This is a genomic window from Janthinobacterium sp. GMG2 (genome assembly GCF_033949445.1).
Taxonomy (GTDB): domain Bacteria; phylum Pseudomonadota; class Gammaproteobacteria; order Burkholderiales; family Burkholderiaceae_D; genus Janthinobacterium; species Janthinobacterium aestuarii.
The window spans coordinates 692,570-711,364 of record NZ_JAXAWA010000003.1 but is presented as its reverse complement, the minus strand read 5'-3'; the positions used below and the strand labels follow the sequence as shown (position 1 = coordinate 711,364).

The following is an 18,795-nucleotide window of genomic DNA, read 5'->3' as shown; positions in this document are numbered from 1 at the left end:
ATGCCATTGACCAGCGAAACCATCAAAAAGAATATCCTGCTCGTGGACGATTCCGCGTTCGAGCAGCGCATGCTGATGGAGCTGCTCAGCGAGCAGCCCTATCGCTTCAGCATTGCCTTCAATGGCTACCAGGGCTACCAGCTGGCATTGGCCACGCATCCCGACCTGATCCTGCTCGACGTGCGCATGCCCGAGATGGATGGCTACACGGCGTGCCGTTTGCTCAAGGCCAATCCCGAAACGGAACAGATACCCGTGATCTTTCTCAGCGGCGCCGATGCCGCCAAGGAACGCATCATGGGCTTGCAGGTGGGCGGCGTCGATTACATTTCCAAGCCCTTCCTGCCGGAAGAACTGGCCGCGCGCATCCATATCCATCTGGGATTGATGCGTAGAAGCAACAGCACGCCACCGACAGCGCCCCCGGTCAGCGAGCGGCAGCAGCATCCGGACCTCGTGTTTGTCAATGCCGTCAAACAACTGATTCTCGACAACCTGGGCAGCCTGCCCAACCTGTCCGAAATCGCCCGCAGCGTGGGTACCTACCGCGAAAAGCTGACCCTGATGTTCCGCGAGCAGACGGGCATGACGGTCTTCGCTTTCATCCGTGAAGCGCGCATCGCCCGCGGCGTGGAACTGCTGCAGCAGACCGAGATCGACGTGCAGGATATCGCCCTGCTGATCGGCTTTCACAACGCGGGCAACTTCGCCACGGCCTTCCGCGAACGCATGGGCGTCACGCCCAGCGCCTACCGCCAGCGCCTGCATGAACAGACGGGCCAGCGGCAGGTGTCAAACGGTCATTAGAACTTGTAGTTCAGCTTGAGCGAGGCGAAGCGGCCGCGCGGGTCGGCCTGCGTATAGTCGAAGCCCGAGGCCGAGTAATCCCACGGCGCGCGCTTGTTGGCCAGGTTTTGCACGATGAAGGTGACGTTCGCCGCTGGCGTGACCTGCCAGCTGGTGGTCACGTCAAACGTGCTGAAGGCGGCCACGGATTCATCGAGATGCGTGTTTTGCGCATAGCTGCCCACGTAGTTCCAGGTGAGCGTGGACGACCACTTGCCCTGCTCCCACGTGGCCGATGTGACGCCGCGCCATTTCGGAATCGAGCCGAAATAATTGGTGCCGGCACCATCGGTGAGCGGGGCGCCGTCGGACAGCGGTTCGGCAAAGCGCAGCACGCGGCTCAACTGGCCGGCCAGGGTCAGCTTGCCCCAGTCCTTGTCGACGAAGCGCTGGCGCAGGTCGAGGTCGATACCCGACACTTCGCGCTGTCCCTGGTTGCGGTACTGGCGGTACAAGGTCGTGATGCGGCCATCGGCATCGCGCGTGATCTTCTGCGGCGCCGACGCTTCGTTGGCGAGCGTGGTGGTCGCGCTTTCCGTGCCGATCACGCCATCTTGCTTGATGCGGTAGTAATCGAGGCCGATGCTCGAACTGCTGGTCGGCGACACCACCACGCCCAGGTTCAGGTTATTCGAGCGCTCCGGACGCAGCGCCGTATTGGCGATGGTAATGGCCGTCACGCCGCGCGTCTGCGTGGGCGTGATCGGGTCGCGCGGATCGAGCACGCTGACGTAGCTGACGGCCGTGCTTTGCGTGATTTCCGGCAGCGACGGCGCACGGAAGCCGCGCGACACGGTGCCGCGCACCAGCAGCCACGGCGCCGCCTGGTAGCGCGCGCTGGCCTTCGGCGAAAACGCATTGCCGAAATCGCTGTAATGGTCGGCGCGGCCCGCCAGATTGACGGACAGGTCTTTCACGACGGGCACGTTAAATTCGGCAAACAGGGCCGACACGCTGCGCGAACCGTTGATGATGTTGATGGCCGGGCGCAGCTCCGTACCCGACAGCACGGCCGTCGAGGTTTGCGAATCCATCTTTTCGCGGCGCCACTGCGCACCGGCGGCAAAGCCCAGCGGACCGGCCGGCAATTGCCACAGGTCTTTCGCGGCCGAGAAATCGACGGTGTCGAGGGTCGACTCGGCCGGACGCAGGGTCGACAGGCGCAGGCGGTTGCGCACCGCTTCGCTGTTTTGCGACTGGTCGAGGAAGTTATAGCTGCCATCGGCCAGCACCTTCTGGAATTCGTAGCGGTTGACGAAGTTCTGCACGGTTTCTTCCAGCTTGCTGCTCGAGTGGCCCACGGCCGCATCCCAGTCCCAGCCCGCCAGCGTGCCTTTGACGCCCGCCAGCGCGCGGTAGAAGGTGACCTTGTCCTGCTTCAGGCGCGGCCCCAGGTCGAACAGGGTGGCCGTGAACGGCAGGGGCGTGGCGCCCGGATTGTTCGGGTGGCCGACCGGCAGCACGACGGGGATGGTGTCGAGCGCCTGCGTGGCGTTGTTCCACACGCGCGTGGCATTGTTGACGGTGAGCGGCGCGCTGAAGGTCTGGTCGGCGCGCGAATAACTGTGCAGCAAGTCGACGTAAGCTTCCGTGTCCGCGTTCAGCTTGAAGGTGGCGCGCGCGGCCGTGTGCACGCGCTGGATGCCGGGGATCAGGGTTTTATACGGCGACGGGTTATACGCGAGCACTTGCCCCGTCTTGCCGGGCGTGATGTCGCCGTAATTGACCAGTTGCAGCGGTCCGCGCACCCCGCCCAGGGTCCGCGTCGGGTCGCTGCCCGCATAATTGGTGGCGACCCAGCCCAGCGCGCCACGCTGCTGATTGCGGAAGTCCGCATCGCGCATCCACGCCACGTCGCTTTGCTGCAGCTTGTCGCGCTGCTGCGCGTCGATCGAGAAGACCAGGCTGTAGCCGTCTTCCTCGAGCTTGCCGAAACCCGTCTGCAGCGCCGCGCTCTTTTCATGCTGGCCCGTGCCTTCGGTCGAGCCGCCCCACTGCGCCGTGATGTCCGTGCCCGTGAATTCCTTGTACAGGATGATGTTGACGACGCCGGCCACGGCATCGGAACCGTAGATCGACGAGGCGCCATCCTTGAGCACCTCGATGCGCTGTACGGCCGCCATCGGCAGGCTGTTCAGGTCGACAAAGGTTTCCTGCAGGTTTTGCGCCGTCGCATAGCTGGCAACGCGCTTGCCGTTCACCAGGATCAGGGTATTTTTCTGGCCGATGCCGCGCAGCGACAGGCCCGAGGTGCCGGCCGAGAAACTGCCCGTATATTGTTCGTTGTAGCTGTTGCCGCTGTTGGCGGAGATGGCGCGCAGCACATCCGACACGCTGGTCTTGCCGCTGGCTTTCAATTCCTTGGCCGTGATGACCTGCACGGCGCTGGCCCCCTCTTTTTCGCTGACGCGGATATTCGATCCGGTGACGTTGACGCGCAGCATGTCGTCCTCGGCATGGGCGATGGTGGAGACGGCGGGAAAGGCGGCGGCGATGGCAAGACTGATGGCGAGTGGTTTGAACATGGTTTCCTCTTATTGGGATTGCAGCCTTTTTCACATAAAAAAGGCCGAGCAGGGGCACACGGACCGGATTGGCCTGCGGGCAAAACGACGACGGGGGGATGAAGGAATTACGGGATGCGTGGACGGGCACGCATCGGCATCCACTGCGCCATGCATTGCATGGTCAGCTGGTGCCGGGCGGCGTAAAAACAGGCAGAAAGGGTAAAACGCAACATAAAAGACACCGGTAAGCGGGGAAAGGCCACTATATCCCGGTGTCTTTATGGGGTGAACGAATTAAAAATTGAATGTATATACGATTTGGATCTAAGGACTTGGTTTTTGGCAATATCAGGCGTCGGCCAGCGCCGGCGGCACGGCCGCCGCGCGGCGTGCCTGCACGCTCCACCAGTACCAGGAAATGACGGCGTTGACCCAGTAGGCCGCATACAGCACGGCTGTCAGGTGCAGGCCGCGGCTGTAGTAGAGCGGCACGGCGACGGTGTTGACGAGCAGCCAGAAAGCCCACGTTTCGATGCGGCGGCTCATCAGCAGGAATTGCGCGATGATGCTAAATACCAACACCGCCGAATCGATGAATGGCGCGTAGGCGTTCGTGAAGCGGTGCAGCAGCATGCCGTAGATGGCCACGGAGGCGATACCGGCCGGCACGACCCAGGCCAGGCTGCGCCAACCCGTGCGCGTGATCGGCAACGGCTTGCCGCCGGCGCCGCGCCGCCATTGCAGCCAGCCGATGACGCAGGTGACGATGAAAAACAGCTGCAGCATCACGTCGGCGTACAGGTTGACCTGGAAAAACAGCACGGCAAACAGCACGCAGCCGACCATGCCGATCCACCAGGAATGAATGTTATTGCGTCCGGCCAGGATGATGGAAGCAGTCATCAAGACATTGGCGGCGATCTCGAGCGGGGGAGTCAAGCGGATTTCCTTTGGATGAAGACACGCCGCCACTATAGCCCATTTGATATCCGCAACCCGCCATGCACTGCTTGACTTCCGTGGCCATTCTGGCAAATTGCTAAGCAGTACCCCCTGAACCACTGCGGAGATGTTCCATGCGCTTGCGCCACGTGCTGCTTGCGGCAACGCTGCTTGGCAGCGTCCTGCCCGCCCTGGCCTGCCGCATGACGATGGCGCTCGAGCAATGGCCGCCGTATGTCTACCGCGACGCCCAGGGCAGTTATACGGGCCTGGACCTGGAACTGCTGCGCGCCATCTTCAAGGAGGCGCGCTGCACCTTGCTGACCGTGCCGGAACTGCCCACGGCGCGGCGCCAGTTGCTGTTCCAGAAAGGCGAACTGGACCTGTTGCCCGCCGCGTCCGAGACGCCGGAACGCCAGTCCTATGCCCGCTTTTCCCTCTCGTATCGCGATGAAGCCGTCGGTGTCTTCAGCAAATCCGGCGCGCCCGGCAACCACCGCCAAGTCGCCAGCTTCGCGCAGCTCGCGCGCGGCAAGTCCACCCTGCTCGCGCCCAAGGTGGGCTGGTACGGGGCCGACTATGCGGCGGCCCGTCCGGCAATGGAAAAAGACGGCCGCCTGAATACCTTCGGCAGCTTCCGGCAAGGCATCCTCATGCTCGACGCAGGCCGCGCCGACCTGTTGCTGGGCGACGTGCTGGCCGTGCGCCACGAAGCGCGTCTGCAGGGCGTGGCCTTGAACACCCTGCCCTTCCTGGCGCTGCGCGCGCCCGTGCACCTGATGCTCAACGCGCGCACGACCAGCGCCGCCGACCTGGCGCAGCTGAACGCCGCCATCACGCGCCTGGAACAGCGCGGCGTGCTGGCGGCGATACGCAGCAGCTACGAAGCGCCGTAGCGGCGGTCAGCCCTTCGATGCCGCCTCGAGGATTTCCAGCTTCGTTTCGCGGCCATTCTTTTGCACGCCCTGCGCCTTGTCGTAGCTTTCGATCAGCGCGCGGTACGGCGGCACGATATGGTCGGTCATGATGGCGGCGAATTCCATCGCATCGGCGCGGTTCCAGGTGCTCATCACTTCAGCCAGCACGGCATACGTGTCGATCGGCACGGCGCCCGCCTGCGTGACGCGCGCCATGGTGATGTCGGTGGCCATCTTCGACCAGTTGCCCGAGGCGTCGATGATGGCAAACACCTTGTAGCCGGCCGCCAGCGCGCTGATGGTGGGAAAAGCCATGCACACGCTGGTGAGCGTGCCGGCGATCAGCAGGGTCTTGCGGCCCGTCTTTTCAATCGCTTCGACCCAGGCCGGATTGTCCCAGGCATTGATCTGGCCCGTGCGCGGGATGTAGACGGCTTCCGGATTGAAATGGTGGATTTCCGGGATCAAGGGGCCGTTCGGGCCATCGGGCACGGACGCAGTGGTAAACGTCGGCATCTTGGCCAGGCGGGACAGCTTGGCCAGCGCCGTGACGTGGCCGCGCAGCACGTGCTGCTCGATGTCGCGCACCAGCTGGAACAAGCCGCTCTGGTGGTCGATCAGCAGCATGACGGCGTCGTCGGGATCGATCATCGGTGGCAAACCTTGGAAGTTGGCGGGGGTGTTCATGGTGGTCTCCTGAAAAACCGTGCCGCGGGATGCGGCACGGGTACTACACAAATTCGCTACACAAACTCGCTGCACAAATTACTTCGCGATGCGGGCGAAGCGGCCGCTGTTGAAATCCTCGAACGCCTGCGCGATTTCCGCTTCGGTGTTCATGACGAAGGGGCCATGGCCGACGATGGGTTCATCGATCGGCTCGCCACTGAGCAGCAGCACCACGGCGTCGTTGTTCGCCTCGACGGTGATGCTGTCGCCGTCGCGCTCGAACAGCGCCATCTGCGCTTCGCGCACCACGCTCTCGCCGTTGACCAGCACCGTGCCATGCAGGACGATCAGCGCCGTGCTCCAGCCGCGGGTCACGGGCAGCTCCGTCAACTTGCCCTGGGCCAGGCGCACATCCCACACCTGCATCGGCGAGAACGTGCGGGCCGGGCCATGCTGGCCAGCGAAATCGCCGGCGATCACGCGCACGGAACCTGCATCGTCGGGCAGCGCCAGCGTGGGTATCGTGTCGCTGGTGATGGCCTGGTAACCGGGCGCCGTCATCTTGTTTTTCGCCGGCAGATTCACCCACAGCTGCACCATTTCCAGGGTGCCGCCCGACTGCGTGAAGGCAGGCGAGTGAAACTCTTCATGCAGGATGCCGGCGCCGGCCGTCATCCACTGCACGTCACCGGGACCGATCACGCCGCCCTGGCCCGTCGAATCGCGGTGCGCCACTTCGCCCTTGTAGACGATGGTCACTGTTTCAAAGCCGCGGTGCGGGTGCGAGCCGACGCCGGGCGGACGGGTGCCGGGGGCAAATTCGGCGGGGCCGGCATAGTCGAGCAGCAGGAATGGGCTCAGCTGCTTGCCATGGCCGTTATACGAAAACATCGAGCGCACGGGGAAACCATCGCCTACCCAGTGCTGGCGCGGTGCGCTGTAGATACCTGTGACTTTGTTCATCTCGATCTCCTGTTGAGGTTTGCATTACGATGGAGACAGAATAGACCTGCAACGATAAAGCGGGTAGACGGTAAAATAGGCCATCAGCGTTCCAAAAATAGAACGATCAAGGAGGTGGCATGCAAGATCTGAATGACTTGTATTACTTTGTGCAGGTGGTCGACCATGGCGGCTTTGCGCCAGCCGGGCGCGCGCTGGGCATGCCGAAATCCAAACTGAGCCGGCGCATCGCGCTGCTGGAAGAGCGCCTCGGCGCACGCCTGCTGCAGCGCACGACGCGGCATTTTTCCGTCACCGACGTGGGACAGACGTTTTACGAGCATTGCAAGGCGATGCTGGTGGAAGCGGAAGCGGCGCAGGAAGCGATCGAACTGACGCGGGCCGCGCCGCGCGGCACGGTGCGCCTGTCCTGTCCCATCGCCCTGCTGCAATCGCTGGTCGCGCCCATGCTGGCCGGTTTCATGCGCGCGCATCCGCAAGTGACTCTGTTATTGGAAGCGAGTAACCGCCGCGTCGACCTGGTGGCCGAAGGCATCGACGTGGCCATCCGCGTGCGTCCGCCGCCGCTGCCCGACAGCGACCTGGTGCTGCGCGTGCTGGCCGAACGGGGCCAGTGCATGGTGGGCAGCCCCTTGCTGTTCGCCGGCGCGCCCTTGCCGAAGGCGCCGGCCGACCTGGCCGACTGGCCCAGCCTGGCCCTGGGCATGCCGCAACAGCACTACCAGTGGGATTTATATGGCCCCAATGGGGCGCGCGCCCAGCTGCGCCATACGCCGCGCTTCGTCACCGGCGACATGCAGACCCTGCGCGACGCGGCCGTGGCCGGCGTGGGCGTGGTGCAGCTGCCGACCATGATGATCACCGAGCAGGTGGCCAATGGCAGCCTGCTGCCGCTGATGGAGCAGTGGCGGCCGCAGCGCGAAATCATCCACGCGGTATTTCCCTCGCGGCGCGGCCTGCTGCCGGCCGTGCGCGCGCTGATCGATTACCTGGCGCACAGCTTCGCCGCGCTGCCGGAAGAGTGAAGGTTTTCAGGTACGATGGTGCTCTTTCAACAGGCGTGAAAAAAGCATGCGTTTATTGATACTGTCGGACCTGCACCACGAGCTATGGCGCGACGAAGCGCCGCAGGGCGACCTCGCGCTCAGCTGCCCCGACGCCGTCATCCTGGCCGGCGACATCGACACGGGCACCCGCGCCGTCGCCTGGGCCGCCACCGCATTCGCGGGCCTGCCCGTGCTGTACGTGCATGGCAACCACGAAGGCTATGGCCACCATCTGGACAAGGTGCGCCAGGAGCTGCGCGCGGCCTGCGCCGCCACGCCCAACGTGCATTTTCTCGATGCGGAGTCCTATGTGATCACCGACCAGGCAGGCAACAAGGTACGCTTCCTGGGCGCCACCCTGTGGACGGATTTCCGCCTGCTGGGCGACGACACGCGGCAAGCGGCCATGCGCGACGCGGAAGCCGTCATGAACGACTACAAGCGCATCCGCTTGGCCGGCATGGGCTTTCGCAAACTGCGCGCGGCCGATACGGCCATGTTCCATGCGCAGCAAAAAGCGTGGCTGGCGCGCGAACTGGCGCAGCCCTTCGACGGACGCACTGTCGTCATCAGCCACATGGCGCCGTCGCTGTTGTCGGTCGACGATGCCTACGGCAGCGAAGGGTGTTCGCCCGCCTACGCCTCGCGCCTGGACGACCTGGCCGCGCAGGCGGACCTGTGGGTGCATGGCCACCTCCACGTCTCGCGCGACTACCGCATCGGCCGCTGCCGCGTCGTCAGCAACCCGTGCGGCTACAAGACGCGCAGCGGCACGCCGCAAAATCCCGCTTTTGATCCGAACTTCATCGTCGAACTGCCGGTCCGCTAATCGTCAGCTTTGAGGCGGCCCGCCAGCATTTGCTGCAGGCGGTGCTTGCCGGCCCGGCGCGCCGCACGCGGCGACGCCTCCGACTGGTGCGCGCCGGCGCCGCCGCGCAGTTTCGCTGCCGCCACCAGCGGGTTGCGCGGCTTGGACGTGGCTTTCAATTTAATTTTCATGGTGTTTCCTTTCAACCCGGTCGTCCAAAACAAAAAACCCCGGCAAGTTTCCTCACCGGGGTTTTCAAGGACACCGGCTCGGGATCGGCAACATGCCGATGGCCCCGAGCGTCATGCGCGGGGCTAGTGGAGGTACAACTTGCTGCCAGCCTGCTCGAACATGGGTATCCTTTCTTTTGTTGGGTTAATCTGCACTGCGGACGCTGATTCTGCGCCGCATGCTGCGGTGCGTCAACCGCTTTTCGTGGCGACTGCACCAACGTTGTTATTCTGTCGCAGCCGCTTTTTCTTTCGCGATACGGGCATCGAGCTTCGCTTCATTTTTGGCAGCGTACTGGCTGCACGCCTGGGCATCGATGAAGGGATTCGGCGTGACACCTTCCAGCAAGCGCCTGAGTTTTTCGTCGGCGCCGGAATGGTCGGGGTGGGCCGAAATGAGGATATCGCAGGGCAGCCTGGCGAAATCCTGCATGGTGCGACGGAAGGCCGGCGTCATGTCGCCATGCGCCGCATCACCGCTGAAGTGAAAATGGCCGGCGCCCACCGGCGTGAGACTCGCACCGAACACCACGTTCAGGCATTCCTGCCCTGCCGCGTCCTCGCACGACACCCAGGTCCAGCTGGTGCTGCCAGGCGTGTGGCCCGGCGTATAGCGCGCCGTCACCTTCACGCCGCCCAGTTCCAGGGGCTCGCCATCGGCGATCTCGCGCACATCTTGCACGGCCGGCATGGGATCGATTGCACCCGCTTGCGGGTCCGTGTCGAGCACCCTGCCAGCGCGCAGCGCCTGTGCGCCGAGCGGGCTGGCGACCACTTGCGCGCCGCTGTCGCGGGCCAGGGCGGCGATGCCGCCCGAATGGTCGAAATGCGCTTCCGTATTCAGGATGAACTTGATGTCTTCCAGGCGAAAACCCAGCTCGAGGATATGTTCCTTGATGGCGGCCACTGATTGCGGCAGCGCGCCGTCGATCAGGATCAAGCCTTCGCGCGTGTGGATCAACACCACGCTCAAGCCGCCCACACCCACGTAATACGTGTCGCCGTGGATGCGCGCCGGCTGCTGCGGGCGGTTCCATTGCGCCGCATACGGCGAGGCGATCGGCTGCGTCAAGGGATCGATGGCAGGCGTTTCCGCATGTGCGGCAAACGGCAGCGCCGAGGAGGCCAGCGCGATGCTGAGCAAAGTCTTGGAAAGGAAGAAAGGCGGCATGCGGCTCCAGGGTAAGTTGCGGTAATCGATGCCACAGGGTAACGTCGCTACCCTCGCGCGGTCAAGCAGACGGGCGCGGCAACTTGCGCTACGATAGAGGCCCAGTCACTGCTCCCCTATTGCCATGCGTTTGCTGATCCTGTCCGACCTGCACCTGGAAGTCTGGGGTGACGACACACCCGCCATCGACCTTGCCGCCTGCCGACCCGACGTGGTGATCCTGGCCGGCGACATCGACACGGGCAGCAACGCCATCGCCTGGGCCGCGCGCACCTTCGGCGCCCTGCCCGTGCTGTACGTGCACGGCAACCATGAAGGCTATGGCCACCAGCTCGAACACATGCAGGACGCCGTGCGCGACGCCTGCGCCAGCGCGAATGCGCAAGGCGCTAACATCCGCCTGCTCGACGGCGACGCCGTGACGCTCGGCGGCGTGCGCTTCCTCGGCATCACGCTGTGGACGGATTTCCTGCTGTTCGGCGAGGAGCGCCGGGACGAAGCATTGAGCGCGGCGCAAGCCTACATGCCCGACTACAAGCGCATCAGCACGGGCGGCGACACGCCGCGCCTCTTGTGCGCCAGCGACACGGCGCAGCTGCACGTACAGCACCGCGCCTGGCTGGAACGGCAGCTGGCGCAACCCTTCGTGGGCAAGACGGTCGTCATCACGCACATGGCGCCCTCGATGCTGTCGGTGGAAGCGCAATACGCGACCAATCTCGGCTCGCCCGCGTTTGCCTCGCAGCTCGATGCACTGGTGGCGCAGGCGGACCTGTGGGTGCATGGCCACATGCACGCCTCGCTCGACTACCGCGTCCGGGATTGCCGCGTCGTGTGCAACCCTTGCGGCTACAAGCGGCCCGACGGCACGCCGGAAAATGAACGCTACGATCCCGGCTTCATCGTCGACATCGCCAGCGCGGGTTAATTTTTCCGATAGCGCAGCTGCACCACGCCGCTGGGCAGCTGGCGCGTGCCGTCCAGGCGCCAGTCGCTGCGCGGCAAGCCGTCCTCGAACAGGCGCACGCCCTTGCCCAGCACCACAGGCAGCACTGACAAGGTCAGGCTGTCGATGACACCCTCGCGCAAGCCGGCACGGATAACGGCGCCGCCATCGAGATACACGTGGCGGCAACCCTCTTCCGCCAGCGCCTCCAGCACGTCCCGCACGCTGCCTTCGCGGCGCTGTTCACCATGGCGCGGCGCGAAGCCGCGGTGGCTCAATACCTGCACGCGCTTGCCCGCATACGGCCACGGTTCGAACCCCAGCACGGCGTCATACGTGGTGCGGCCGATCAGCAAGGTATCGACTTGCTCCATCAATGCCGTGTAGCCGGTGGCATCGGGCGAGTCGGGCGCCAGTTCGGCCAGCCAGGACAGGTCGCCGTTCTCTCCCGCGATGCAGCCATCGAGGCTGATACCGAGAAAAACGCTGACGAAAGTTTTTTGCATGGGTTCTCCTTGATTTAATTCTACAGTGTAGAATTATGCCCATGAAAACCCAAAAACTTCAAGCCACGGAATCTCCCGTGCGCCGCGCCGGGCGTCCGCGCCGCACCAAGCCCGCGTTGGACAGCGCCGCCATCCTGCAAGCGGCCCTGGCCCTGCTGGAAGAAAAAGGTGACGCGTTTTCCATGCGCGCGCTGGCGCAGAGCCTGGGCGTCGATGCCATGGCCGTGTATCACTACTACGCGGGAAAAGAGGAACTGTTGCTGGCCTTGATGGCGCAGCGTTTTGCCGCGCTCGATCCGCAGCAGCCGCCATTTACGCGACGCCAGGCAGCGCCACGACGTGTGCTCGCGCTGTGCGCGCTGTACCTGGAACTGGTCAGCGCCACGCCGTATTTCGTGCGCCTGATGGCGCGCGGGCTGGTGGAGCAAGCCGACGTGGCCCAGCGGTTCACGGCGCTGTTTGAGCAAGCCCTCGACGGTCTCGATTTGGACAAGAAAACCCGGCTGCGCGGGCGCGATGCGCTCGTCGATTTCCTGCACGGCTATGCGCTGGCGGGCAGGCCGGCCAGCGAGACGCAATGGCACGCCTCGGTCGGCCTGATCCTGGCGGGCATGGCCGCCGGACGCACTGCAGTGTGACGTCCAGCGGCCGGACGCACTACCCGGGCATCAGCCCAGCAGCTTGAGCAGCGCCTGCGCGGCCGCTTCCGACGATGCGGGATTCTGACCCGTGACCAGCAAGCCATCGGTGACGGCGTACGGCTGCCAGTCGCCCAGTTTCGAGTAGACGCCGCCGTTTTGCTTGAGCATGTCCTCGACGAGGAAAGGCACGATGGCAGTCAAGCCGACGGCGTCTTCCTCGGTATTCGTAAAGCCCGTCACCTGCTTGCCGCGCACCAGCGGCGTGCCATCGGCTGCCTTCACGTGGCGCAGCACGCCGGGCGCGTGGCAGACGGCGGCGACGGGCTTGCCGGCGGCGATCATCTGCTCGATCAGCGCGATCGAGTGCGGGTCTTCGGCCAGGTCCCACAGCGGGCCATGGCCGCCCGGGTAAAACACGGCATCGAAGTCCCCCGCCTTCACGTCGGCCAGCTTGCCCGTGTTGGCCAGCACAGCTTGCGCATCGGCGTCCTGCTTGAAGCGGCGCGTGGCGTCCGTTTGCGAATCCGGCTCGTCGCTTTTCGGGTCCAGCGGCGGCTGGCCGCCGTGGGGCGACACTACCGTCAGCTTCGCGCCCGCTTCTTTCAGGGCATAGTAGGGCGCGGCGAATTCTTCCAGCCAGAAGCCGGTTTTCTTGCCGGTATTACCGAGTTGGTCGTGCGAGGTCAGTACCATCAGGATGTTCATGTTGTGTCCTTTTATGTCAGGGTTACAGTGCTGCTTCGAGGATACGGCGGCTGCGCGCGAGGTCGATATCGCGGTGTTCGCCGAGTGAGGTCATGCCATGTGCTTTCAATTGTTTCAGTACCGCTTCCACCGCTTCCTGGCCCAGCTGATAGGCCGACAAACGGGTCGGGATGCCCAGGCCTTCAAAGAAGGCGCGCGTGCGGGCGATGGCGGTATCGATGCGCTCGTCGTCGCTGCCCTCCGTGATGTTCCAGACACGTTCGCCATACTGTAGCAATTTGCCGCGTTTCTGCTCGCGCTGTACGTCCAGCAGCGCTGGCAGCACCAGCGCCAGGGTGCGCGCATGGTCGATGTCGTACAGAGCCGTCAGTTCGTGGCCGATCATGTGGGTGGCCCAGTCCTGCGGCACGCCCGCGCCGATCAAGCCATTCAGGGCCAGGGTGGCGGTCCACATCAGGTTGGCGCGAGTCGCATAATCGTCGGGCGAAGCGACCGCCTGCGGCGCGATCTCGACGAGCGTTTGCAGCAAGCCTTCGGCAAAGCGGTCCTGCACCATCGCCTGCACCGGATAGGTCAGATACTGCTCCGTCGTGTGGACAAAGGCGTCGACCAGGCCATTGGCCACCTGCGTGGCCGGCAAGGTGAAGGTCTTGCTGGGGTCGAGTACGGAAAACTGCGGGTACAGCAGCGGATTACGGAAACTCAGCTTGGCATGCGTGGCTTTTTTCGTCACCACGCCGCCGCTGTTCATTTCCGAGCCCGTGGCAGGCAAGGTCAGCACCGTGCCGAACGGCAAGGCGCGCTGCACATTGGCGCCGCCGCGCTCGGCGATTTCCCACGGCTCGCCGTCGTACAGGGCGGCTGCGGCGACGAACTTGGTGCCATCGATCACGGAGCCGCCGCCGACGGCCAGCAGGAAGTCCACTTTCTCGCTGCGCACCTGGGCGACGGCGCGCATCAGGGTTTCATAGCTGGGATTGGGTTCGATGCCGCCAAACTCCTGCACGCTGCGCTGGCCCAGCGCAAGCGCAGCTCGCACTTCGGCCAGGGTGCCGGTCTTTTCCGCGCTGGCGCCGCCGTACAAAATCAGCACGCGCGCATCATGCGGCACCAGGATGGACAATTTGGCGACGGTGTCGGCGCCGAACACGATCTTCGTCGGGTTATGGAATTCAAAATTCTTCATGCTGCTGCTCCTTTATTATTAGACTGGTCGTCTAGAATGCAGTTCAAAAAATGCGGACGTGGTGTGTCCGCTTGTTTGCTTGGTTTGCTGCCTATCGGTCGCTGTCCGGCGGCAGCTGCAACATCGCCAGGGTCGCACGCCAGGCTGTTTGCAAGGCGCTGGCGTCGCGCCGCAGCTTGGTCAGCATGGCCGCGCCCAGCCACAGCTGGTACAAGGTGGCGGCCATCTGCGCCGGATCGGCCACCGATGGCAAGGTATCGTCCACCCTGCCCCGCGCGATGGCCAGGGCGAGCCTGGCGATGATGCGGTGGGTGCCGTCGAGCAGCGCCACGCGCATCGGCTCCGACATGTCCGCCACTTCACTACTCAGCTTGACCACCAGGCAGCGGCAGTCGCAACCGCTGCCATCGAGGCTCTCGCTGGTCCAGCTGGCCCAATACGCCATCAGCGCCTGCGCCGCGTTCTGGCCCGGCTGGCCCAGCACGTCTTCCATTTCCGCCAGGTAGCCGGTGACGTAATCTTCCAGCATCGCTTCGCCAAACAATTCCTTGGACTTGAAGTAATGGTAGAACGAGCCCTTGGGCACGTCGGCGGCCGACAGGATCTCGTTCAGCCCCACCCCGGCAAAACCCTTGCGCGTGATGATGGCCTTGCCCTGGTCGATAATGTGCTGGCGCACGTCGGTGTATTCAGCTTTCATGCGAGGCATTGTAGCACAATTAGACCAGTCGTCTAGGACCTTTTATTTCAATGCAACGACTGCGACCTAAGCGCGCTTGTCACGCATGGCGTCTTCATCAGGCTGCTCGCGAAGATCAACGGCGCCATGATCCTGGGCGCGCCATTCGCGGCGCAATTGCGCCATCCGGCTGAAGGCGGTCCTTGCCAATTTCCACCAGGCGAACGGACGCGGGTCGGCCAGCATGCTGAGCGCTCGGGAGTAATCGAGCGTCAGCCCGGGCGTCCACGCCATCGTCACGGCACGCTTGCGGATCTGGGCGGCGACCCACAGTTCCGGTGTCGCCAGGATGCGGAAAAACACTCTCCAGCCTGCTCGCTCCCCGTACAGGCGTCCAACGGCGCCGTCGATAGCCGCTTCCAGAGCCCGGGCGACGGTACTGGAACAATTGCGATGCGTGAGATTGTAAGTCGCGTCCTCCCGATAATGGCGCCAGAAAGACTGCAGCTGGCGCGGATCGTAATTCCGGATACGGACCTGAACGGTGGACGGGCACCATGCCTTCGACTCTGTCGCGTAATCGGGCTGGAATACGCCCGGTACGTCATTCTCGCGGGTGGCGCGCAGCAGGCGCCCGAAATCGTCGGGCGAACGGTCGATCTCCACACTCGGATACAGGCTGATATAAATACCCTCCGGCGACTCCAATGCCGCATGCCCGGTGGAGATCACGCCGTTGACATCGACCGCGGCGATATAGCGGTCGACGATCGGATAATTCTGGGTGGGCGACTTGGCTGAACCGGAAGGCGTCCAGACGTGCACCGTCAGCGCCTGCTCATGGTCCGCGGGAGGACCTTCCCACTCCACTTGCGTGAATGCGGAAGCAAGCTGCTCATCCGGCTGAACGTCAGGCCGCACCGATTCCGACAGCGCCGGGTTATCGCTCATGCGGCGAACACGGGCGGCCAGGGCGATCAAGTTGGCGCCGCCAAACATCAAAAACAAGCCCAGGCAATACGGCAGTGTGCCGACATAATGCGTCGGGTAGGGCTGATAAAAGAAAATGGCCAGCGCAATCTCGGCCACACCCCACGAGAAGGCCACGCGCCAGCGGCGATAGCGGACCATGTAAGCGGAAATGCACTGTATCAGCCCATCGGCGAGAAACAGCGTCCCAAAAATCATCGATAACAGGAAATTGCCATGGTGGTGACCGGCGAAGATCAGCATCGCCGCCAGCACGACGGCGCAGCCTTTCACGTATCGCAGGATGCGTTGGCCGCCGACGCCGGTCCATGCCACAGCCAGCGTTGCCAGGCCTTCGGCCAGGAACAGGTAAGCAAAGAAATTGATCGGGAAGTACAGTGCGTTATCGAGTGCGTCGATAAATATGACCAGGCCTGCGAGCAGCCATATTAATCCGATCAACAGGATACCGCGCCAGCGCTTGCGTAGATATTCGACGCCCAATAACAGCAACACCAATCGAATCATGAATGCTCCTCCTGTTTTTAACTGCAGCAGCAATACTCGAACAATACGCATTTACCGGCTGTCATGGCTGTGAAAGCGTATGGCCACGGACTCTCACATCATTTGAGAATGACAATTGTCGCAATCAATGAATTAGCGTAAAAAAATGAAATTCTTCAGAAAAGTATCATAAAAGATAAAAATGTCAGGTTTGCTTGTCGGCAGCCCTATCAACAGCATGCAATCGGTTCGCGCACTGCGTCACACACTAACGCGGCGTTAGCATGTCGCCCTGGTGACGGTGTCCCAATACTTCATAACCGACGACCGTGATGACCGGTGCAAAGAGCAGAATACCGAGACATTCAACGATATTCGCGCCAAAGATCGCCGCCATGATCGCTGTCGCGATGACGGCAGCTGTTGCAAGCAAAAGCAATATATGCAGTTGATCGAAGCGGCGCACAAGAAAATAGTGGAGCGCATAAATCAAGGCGAGGAAAATGGTCACGGGAATCGCGGTGGCGAGCAGGGCCGGGAGTGTGCCGATATGGGCCTTGTTTTCAATCAGGTTCGCCGCGACGTCAAGGCCAGCCCCCGTTGCCACAATAGATGCAATGATCAGTATCTGCCCATAGCTCCAGATGAAAGCGCGTGAGCGATGCACGTGCAGCACATTTGCCGACGGCAGAATGGAATACACCCACCACATGCCAAAGGTCAGTCCGACACCTGCAAGGCAAGCGAGCGCCGTTTCCAGTGTCCAGCCCTGGTGCTCTATTTCGGCAGACAAAGTCGCGACCGTACCGACCAGCCCTTCACCCAAGGCAAGGATGGCGAACAGGCTGTAGCGTTCGGCAATGTGCTCCGCGTGCCATGGCGTACCGCCATCCTTGCGCTCCGCCAGCACGGGGCCGGCGAACTCGATGAGAAACCAGATGACAACGAGGGCAATGGTCACGCCCATCGAGAAAGGGAAAAGAATAATCACTATCCAGCCTATCTGGGCAATCGCAATGGCGGCGGCATAGGTGAGGCACGCGCGGCGCCGTGCGACGTCTTGCCTCGCTGCCCGCAACCATTGAAATATCAGCGCCACGCGCATGATCACGTAGCCAAGTACCATCACCGAGTTATCGAGTTGCTGGCCGTGTTCGAGGGAAGAGAACAGGCGCGGCAAGCCAACCGCCAGCACCAGCACACCCGTCATCTGTACCATGGTGGTGATGCGGAAAATCCAGTCGTCAGTGTCGTAGGCGGATGCAAACCACGTGAAATTGAACCAGGCCCAGCAGATGCAGAGACTCGAAAATCCAAATCCGATGAGCGCGCTGGCGTAATGGCCTGCCGCGAGTGCGTGTGCGAACTGTGCAGCGGCAAACGCAAAGCATGTGACGAAAGTCAGGTCGAATAACAATTCCAGAGACGATGCGACACGGTGCGGCTCGTGCGGATCGCGTCCTGACATCCGCCGTATGTGATGGTGCAGAACTTTGCCAACAGAATCAGATGTGCTCATGCGTTATTCCTTGCCAGCGAACGCGATATCAATAATGGTTTCAAGAATCGGGGGATGCAGCTGCAAACCGCTTATATGGGCAAATTCAGGCATGGCCCCCCGGTCAAACTCTGTCAGGCGGGAAAATCCGTCGATGCGGAGAGCTCGCGCCACGTCTCCATTTCCTGTGCCACAAAGGCGTTTTTTGCAGCAATCGCAGCCAGCGTATCGGTGCCCATGGGAAGGCGCAGTGGCGGATTGGGCGCGTCGGCAAGGCGGAGCATGGCGGCCGCCAATTTTTTGGGATCACCGGGCTGATTGTGGTTCAGCGCTAACGCTTGTTTGCGCACGGCGCCCGAAGTCGCCGCGTAATCGCCAATTTCATCGGGTGCTACGAGCAGCGACGAGGCATCGAGGAAATCGGTGCGGAAATAACCTGGTTCAACGATGGTGGCGTGAATTCCCAGTGGCTTGAGTTCGGTATACATGGCTTCCGTGATGCCTTCGACGGCAAATTTTGTCGATGAATACACCCCGAACCCTGCCGCAGCCTGATAGCCGCCGATCGATGAAATATTGATCACGTGACCGGAACGCTGCGCCCGCATTGTGGGTAGCACGGCGCGCGTCACGTTCAGCAAGCCGAAGACATTCGTGTCAAACATCCGTCTCACATCCGCATCGCCAGACTCTTCCACGGCAGCCAGCAGACCGAAGCCCGCATTATTGACGAGCACGTCAATACGCCCAAAATGTTCCAGCGCAACACGCACGCCCAGCCTGATTTGCTCCTCATTCGTCACGTCGAGCGCAAGCGGCAGCAACGCGGAGGATGTGCCAAGCCGCTCGACGACCGCTGCCGCGTTACGCCCGGTTGCGACCACCGCATTGCCGTCCGCCAGTGCCGCCTCTGCAATCAGCGCGCCGATGCCCCTGGATGCACCGGTGATCAACCAGACGCGCTTGAATTCGTGCTGTTGAACGTTCTTCATCATTCTGCTCCCGAGGTGCTTAAAGGGCGAATGATAGAAGCAAAAATTGGCATGAACTAGTGGTCAA

19 protein-coding genes are annotated in these 18,795 nt (G+C 62.8%); 6 read left to right on the top strand and 13 right to left on the bottom strand.

Annotated elements, in window-relative coordinates; translation table 11 throughout:
• A complete protein-coding gene (locus SKZ59_RS15240) occupies positions 1-807 on the top strand; it encodes a response regulator (RefSeq protein ID WP_034753432.1) in 807 nt (268 codons plus the stop codon).
• Here the strand turns inward: SKZ59_RS15240 and SKZ59_RS15235 are convergent.
• Both SKZ59_RS15235 and pnuC read right to left on the bottom strand, forming a co-directional pair.
• The gene (locus SKZ59_RS15235; RefSeq protein WP_319992209.1) at positions 804-3,371 is read right to left on the bottom strand and encodes a TonB-dependent receptor; all 2,568 of its coding nucleotides are present in this window, start codon (positions 3,369-3,371) and stop codon (positions 804-806) included. The two genes, SKZ59_RS15240 and SKZ59_RS15235, sit on opposite strands and share 4 nt — an antisense overlap.
• Positions 3,372-3,701: 330 nt before the next feature.
• The gene (gene pnuC, locus SKZ59_RS15230) at positions 3,702-4,292 is read right to left on the bottom strand and encodes a nicotinamide riboside transporter PnuC (protein WP_080698630.1); all 591 of its coding nucleotides are present in this window, start codon (positions 4,290-4,292) and stop codon (positions 3,702-3,704) included.
• A 137-nt stretch (positions 4,293-4,429) separates the two neighbouring features.
• On the opposite strand from pnuC, the gene SKZ59_RS15225 reads away from it, so the two are divergent.
• Positions 4,430-5,191: a substrate-binding periplasmic protein gene (locus SKZ59_RS15225; protein ID WP_319992208.1), complete on the top strand. Its 762-nt coding sequence runs from the start codon at positions 4,430-4,432 to the stop codon at positions 5,189-5,191.
• 6 nt (positions 5,192-5,197) lie between these two features.
• Here SKZ59_RS15225 and SKZ59_RS15220 read toward each other — a convergent pair whose 3' ends face one another.
• Both SKZ59_RS15220 and SKZ59_RS15215 read right to left on the bottom strand, forming a co-directional pair.
• Positions 5,198-5,899, bottom strand: a complete 702-nt coding sequence (locus SKZ59_RS15220; protein ID WP_319992207.1) for an isochorismatase family protein — start codon at positions 5,897-5,899, stop codon at positions 5,198-5,200.
• A gap of 78 nt (positions 5,900-5,977) precedes the next feature.
• Positions 5,978-6,844, bottom strand: coding sequence for a pirin family protein (locus tag SKZ59_RS15215; protein WP_139092187.1), 867 nt, complete (start codon positions 6,842-6,844; stop codon positions 5,978-5,980).
• A gap of 119 nt (positions 6,845-6,963) precedes the next feature.
• On the opposite strand from SKZ59_RS15215, the gene SKZ59_RS15210 reads away from it, so the two are divergent.
• Together SKZ59_RS15210 and SKZ59_RS15205 are read left to right on the top strand one after the other, a co-directional pair.
• Complete coding sequence (locus tag SKZ59_RS15210) at positions 6,964-7,869, top strand: LysR family transcriptional regulator (protein WP_319992206.1); 906 nt, start codon at positions 6,964-6,966, stop codon at positions 7,867-7,869.
• A 46-nt stretch (positions 7,870-7,915) separates the two neighbouring features.
• A complete protein-coding gene (locus SKZ59_RS15205; RefSeq protein ID WP_319992205.1) occupies positions 7,916-8,719 on the top strand; it encodes a metallophosphoesterase family protein in 804 nt (267 codons plus the stop codon).
• On the opposite strand, the gene SKZ59_RS15200 is transcribed toward SKZ59_RS15205, so the two are convergent.
• Both SKZ59_RS15200 and bla read right to left on the bottom strand, forming a co-directional pair.
• Positions 8,716-8,889 (bottom strand): hypothetical protein, encoded by a 174-nt coding sequence (locus SKZ59_RS15200; protein WP_319992204.1) that lies wholly within the window; start codon positions 8,887-8,889, stop codon positions 8,716-8,718. The two genes, SKZ59_RS15205 and SKZ59_RS15200, sit on opposite strands and share 4 nt — an antisense overlap.
• A 265-nt stretch (positions 8,890-9,154) precedes the next feature.
• Complete coding sequence (gene bla / locus SKZ59_RS15195) at positions 9,155-10,099, bottom strand: subclass B3 metallo-beta-lactamase (protein WP_319992203.1); 945 nt, start codon at positions 10,097-10,099, stop codon at positions 9,155-9,157.
• A 124-nt stretch (positions 10,100-10,223) separates the two neighbouring features.
• On the opposite strand from bla, the gene SKZ59_RS15190 reads away from it, so the two are divergent.
• Positions 10,224-11,027, top strand: coding sequence for a metallophosphoesterase family protein (locus tag SKZ59_RS15190; protein ID WP_319992202.1), 804 nt, complete (start codon positions 10,224-10,226; stop codon positions 11,025-11,027).
• Here SKZ59_RS15190 and SKZ59_RS15185 read toward each other — a convergent pair.
• Complete coding sequence (locus tag SKZ59_RS15185) at positions 11,024-11,551, bottom strand: dihydrofolate reductase family protein (protein ID WP_034753411.1); 528 nt, start codon at positions 11,549-11,551, stop codon at positions 11,024-11,026. The genes SKZ59_RS15190 and SKZ59_RS15185 overlap by 4 nt on opposite strands.
• A 41-nt stretch (positions 11,552-11,592) precedes the next feature.
• Between SKZ59_RS15185 and SKZ59_RS15180 the strand changes: the two genes are divergently transcribed.
• Complete coding sequence (locus tag SKZ59_RS15180; RefSeq protein WP_319992201.1) at positions 11,593-12,189, top strand: helix-turn-helix domain-containing protein; 597 nt, start codon at positions 11,593-11,595, stop codon at positions 12,187-12,189.
• 30 nt (positions 12,190-12,219) lie between these two features.
• On the opposite strand, the gene SKZ59_RS15175 is transcribed toward SKZ59_RS15180, so the two are convergent.
• From SKZ59_RS15175 to SKZ59_RS15150, 6 genes are all read right to left on the bottom strand, one after another.
• Complete coding sequence (locus SKZ59_RS15175) at positions 12,220-12,897, bottom strand: type 1 glutamine amidotransferase domain-containing protein (RefSeq protein ID WP_070305371.1); 678 nt, start codon at positions 12,895-12,897, stop codon at positions 12,220-12,222.
• A 22-nt stretch (positions 12,898-12,919) separates the two neighbouring features.
• Positions 12,920-14,083: an iron-containing alcohol dehydrogenase gene (locus tag SKZ59_RS15170; RefSeq protein ID WP_319992200.1), complete on the bottom strand. Its 1,164-nt coding sequence runs from the start codon at positions 14,081-14,083 to the stop codon at positions 12,920-12,922.
• 91 nt (positions 14,084-14,174) lie between these two features.
• Entirely contained in the window at positions 14,175-14,783 is a 609-nt protein-coding gene (locus SKZ59_RS15165; RefSeq protein WP_319992199.1) for a TetR/AcrR family transcriptional regulator, read from the bottom strand.
• A 66-nt stretch (positions 14,784-14,849) separates the two neighbouring features.
• Positions 14,850-16,259: a DUF308 domain-containing protein gene (locus SKZ59_RS15160; RefSeq protein ID WP_319992198.1), complete on the bottom strand. Its 1,410-nt coding sequence runs from the start codon at positions 16,257-16,259 to the stop codon at positions 14,850-14,852.
• A 247-nt stretch (positions 16,260-16,506) separates the two neighbouring features.
• Complete coding sequence (locus SKZ59_RS15155) at positions 16,507-17,757, bottom strand: low temperature requirement protein A (protein ID WP_319992197.1); 1,251 nt, start codon at positions 17,755-17,757, stop codon at positions 16,507-16,509.
• Positions 17,758-17,870: 113 nt separating this feature from the next.
• On the bottom strand, positions 17,871-18,728 hold the full coding sequence (locus SKZ59_RS15150) for an oxidoreductase (RefSeq protein WP_319992297.1): 858 nt from the start codon (positions 18,726-18,728) through the stop codon (positions 17,871-17,873).
• Between the last annotated feature and the right edge of the window lie 67 nt (positions 18,729-18,795).

What these genes read in the sequence shown, in the direction of transcription:
- SKZ59_RS15240 (WP_034753432.1), top strand. Translation starts at nt 1, where the DNA reads ATGCCATTGACCAGCGAAACCATCAAAAAGAATATCCTGCTCGTGGAC.
- SKZ59_RS15235 (WP_319992209.1), bottom strand. Translation starts at nt 3,371, where the DNA reads ATGTTCAAACCACTCGCCATCAGTCTTGCCATCGCCGCCGCCTTTCCC.
- SKZ59_RS15225 (WP_319992208.1), top strand. Translation starts at nt 4,430, where the DNA reads ATGCGCTTGCGCCACGTGCTGCTTGCGGCAACGCTGCTTGGCAGCGTC.
- SKZ59_RS15220 (WP_319992207.1), bottom strand. Translation starts at nt 5,899, where the DNA reads ATGAACACCCCCGCCAACTTCCAAGGTTTGCCACCGATGATCGATCCC.
- SKZ59_RS15215 (WP_139092187.1), bottom strand. Translation starts at nt 6,844, where the DNA reads ATGAACAAAGTCACAGGTATCTACAGCGCACCGCGCCAGCACTGGGTA.
- SKZ59_RS15210 (WP_319992206.1), top strand. Translation starts at nt 6,964, where the DNA reads ATGCAAGATCTGAATGACTTGTATTACTTTGTGCAGGTGGTCGACCAT.
- SKZ59_RS15205 (WP_319992205.1), top strand. Translation starts at nt 7,916, where the DNA reads ATGCGTTTATTGATACTGTCGGACCTGCACCACGAGCTATGGCGCGAC.
- SKZ59_RS15200 (WP_319992204.1), bottom strand. Translation starts at nt 8,889, where the DNA reads ATGAAAATTAAATTGAAAGCCACGTCCAAGCCGCGCAACCCGCTGGTG.
- bla (WP_319992203.1), bottom strand. Translation starts at nt 10,099, where the DNA reads ATGCCGCCTTTCTTCCTTTCCAAGACTTTGCTCAGCATCGCGCTGGCC.
- SKZ59_RS15190 (WP_319992202.1), top strand. Translation starts at nt 10,224, where the DNA reads ATGCGTTTGCTGATCCTGTCCGACCTGCACCTGGAAGTCTGGGGTGAC.
- SKZ59_RS15185 (WP_034753411.1), bottom strand. Translation starts at nt 11,551, where the DNA reads ATGCAAAAAACTTTCGTCAGCGTTTTTCTCGGTATCAGCCTCGATGGC.
- SKZ59_RS15180 (WP_319992201.1), top strand. Translation starts at nt 11,593, where the DNA reads ATGAAAACCCAAAAACTTCAAGCCACGGAATCTCCCGTGCGCCGCGCC.
- SKZ59_RS15175 (WP_070305371.1), bottom strand. Translation starts at nt 12,897, where the DNA reads ATGAACATCCTGATGGTACTGACCTCGCACGACCAACTCGGTAATACC.
- SKZ59_RS15170 (WP_319992200.1), bottom strand. Translation starts at nt 14,083, where the DNA reads ATGAAGAATTTTGAATTCCATAACCCGACGAAGATCGTGTTCGGCGCC.
- SKZ59_RS15165 (WP_319992199.1), bottom strand. Translation starts at nt 14,783, where the DNA reads ATGAAAGCTGAATACACCGACGTGCGCCAGCACATTATCGACCAGGGC.
- SKZ59_RS15160 (WP_319992198.1), bottom strand. Translation starts at nt 16,259, where the DNA reads ATGATTCGATTGGTGTTGCTGTTATTGGGCGTCGAATATCTACGCAAG.
- SKZ59_RS15155 (WP_319992197.1), bottom strand. Translation starts at nt 17,757, where the DNA reads ATGAGCACATCTGATTCTGTTGGCAAAGTTCTGCACCATCACATACGG.
- SKZ59_RS15150 (WP_319992297.1), bottom strand. Translation starts at nt 18,728, where the DNA reads ATGAAGAACGTTCAACAGCACGAATTCAAGCGCGTCTGGTTGATCACC.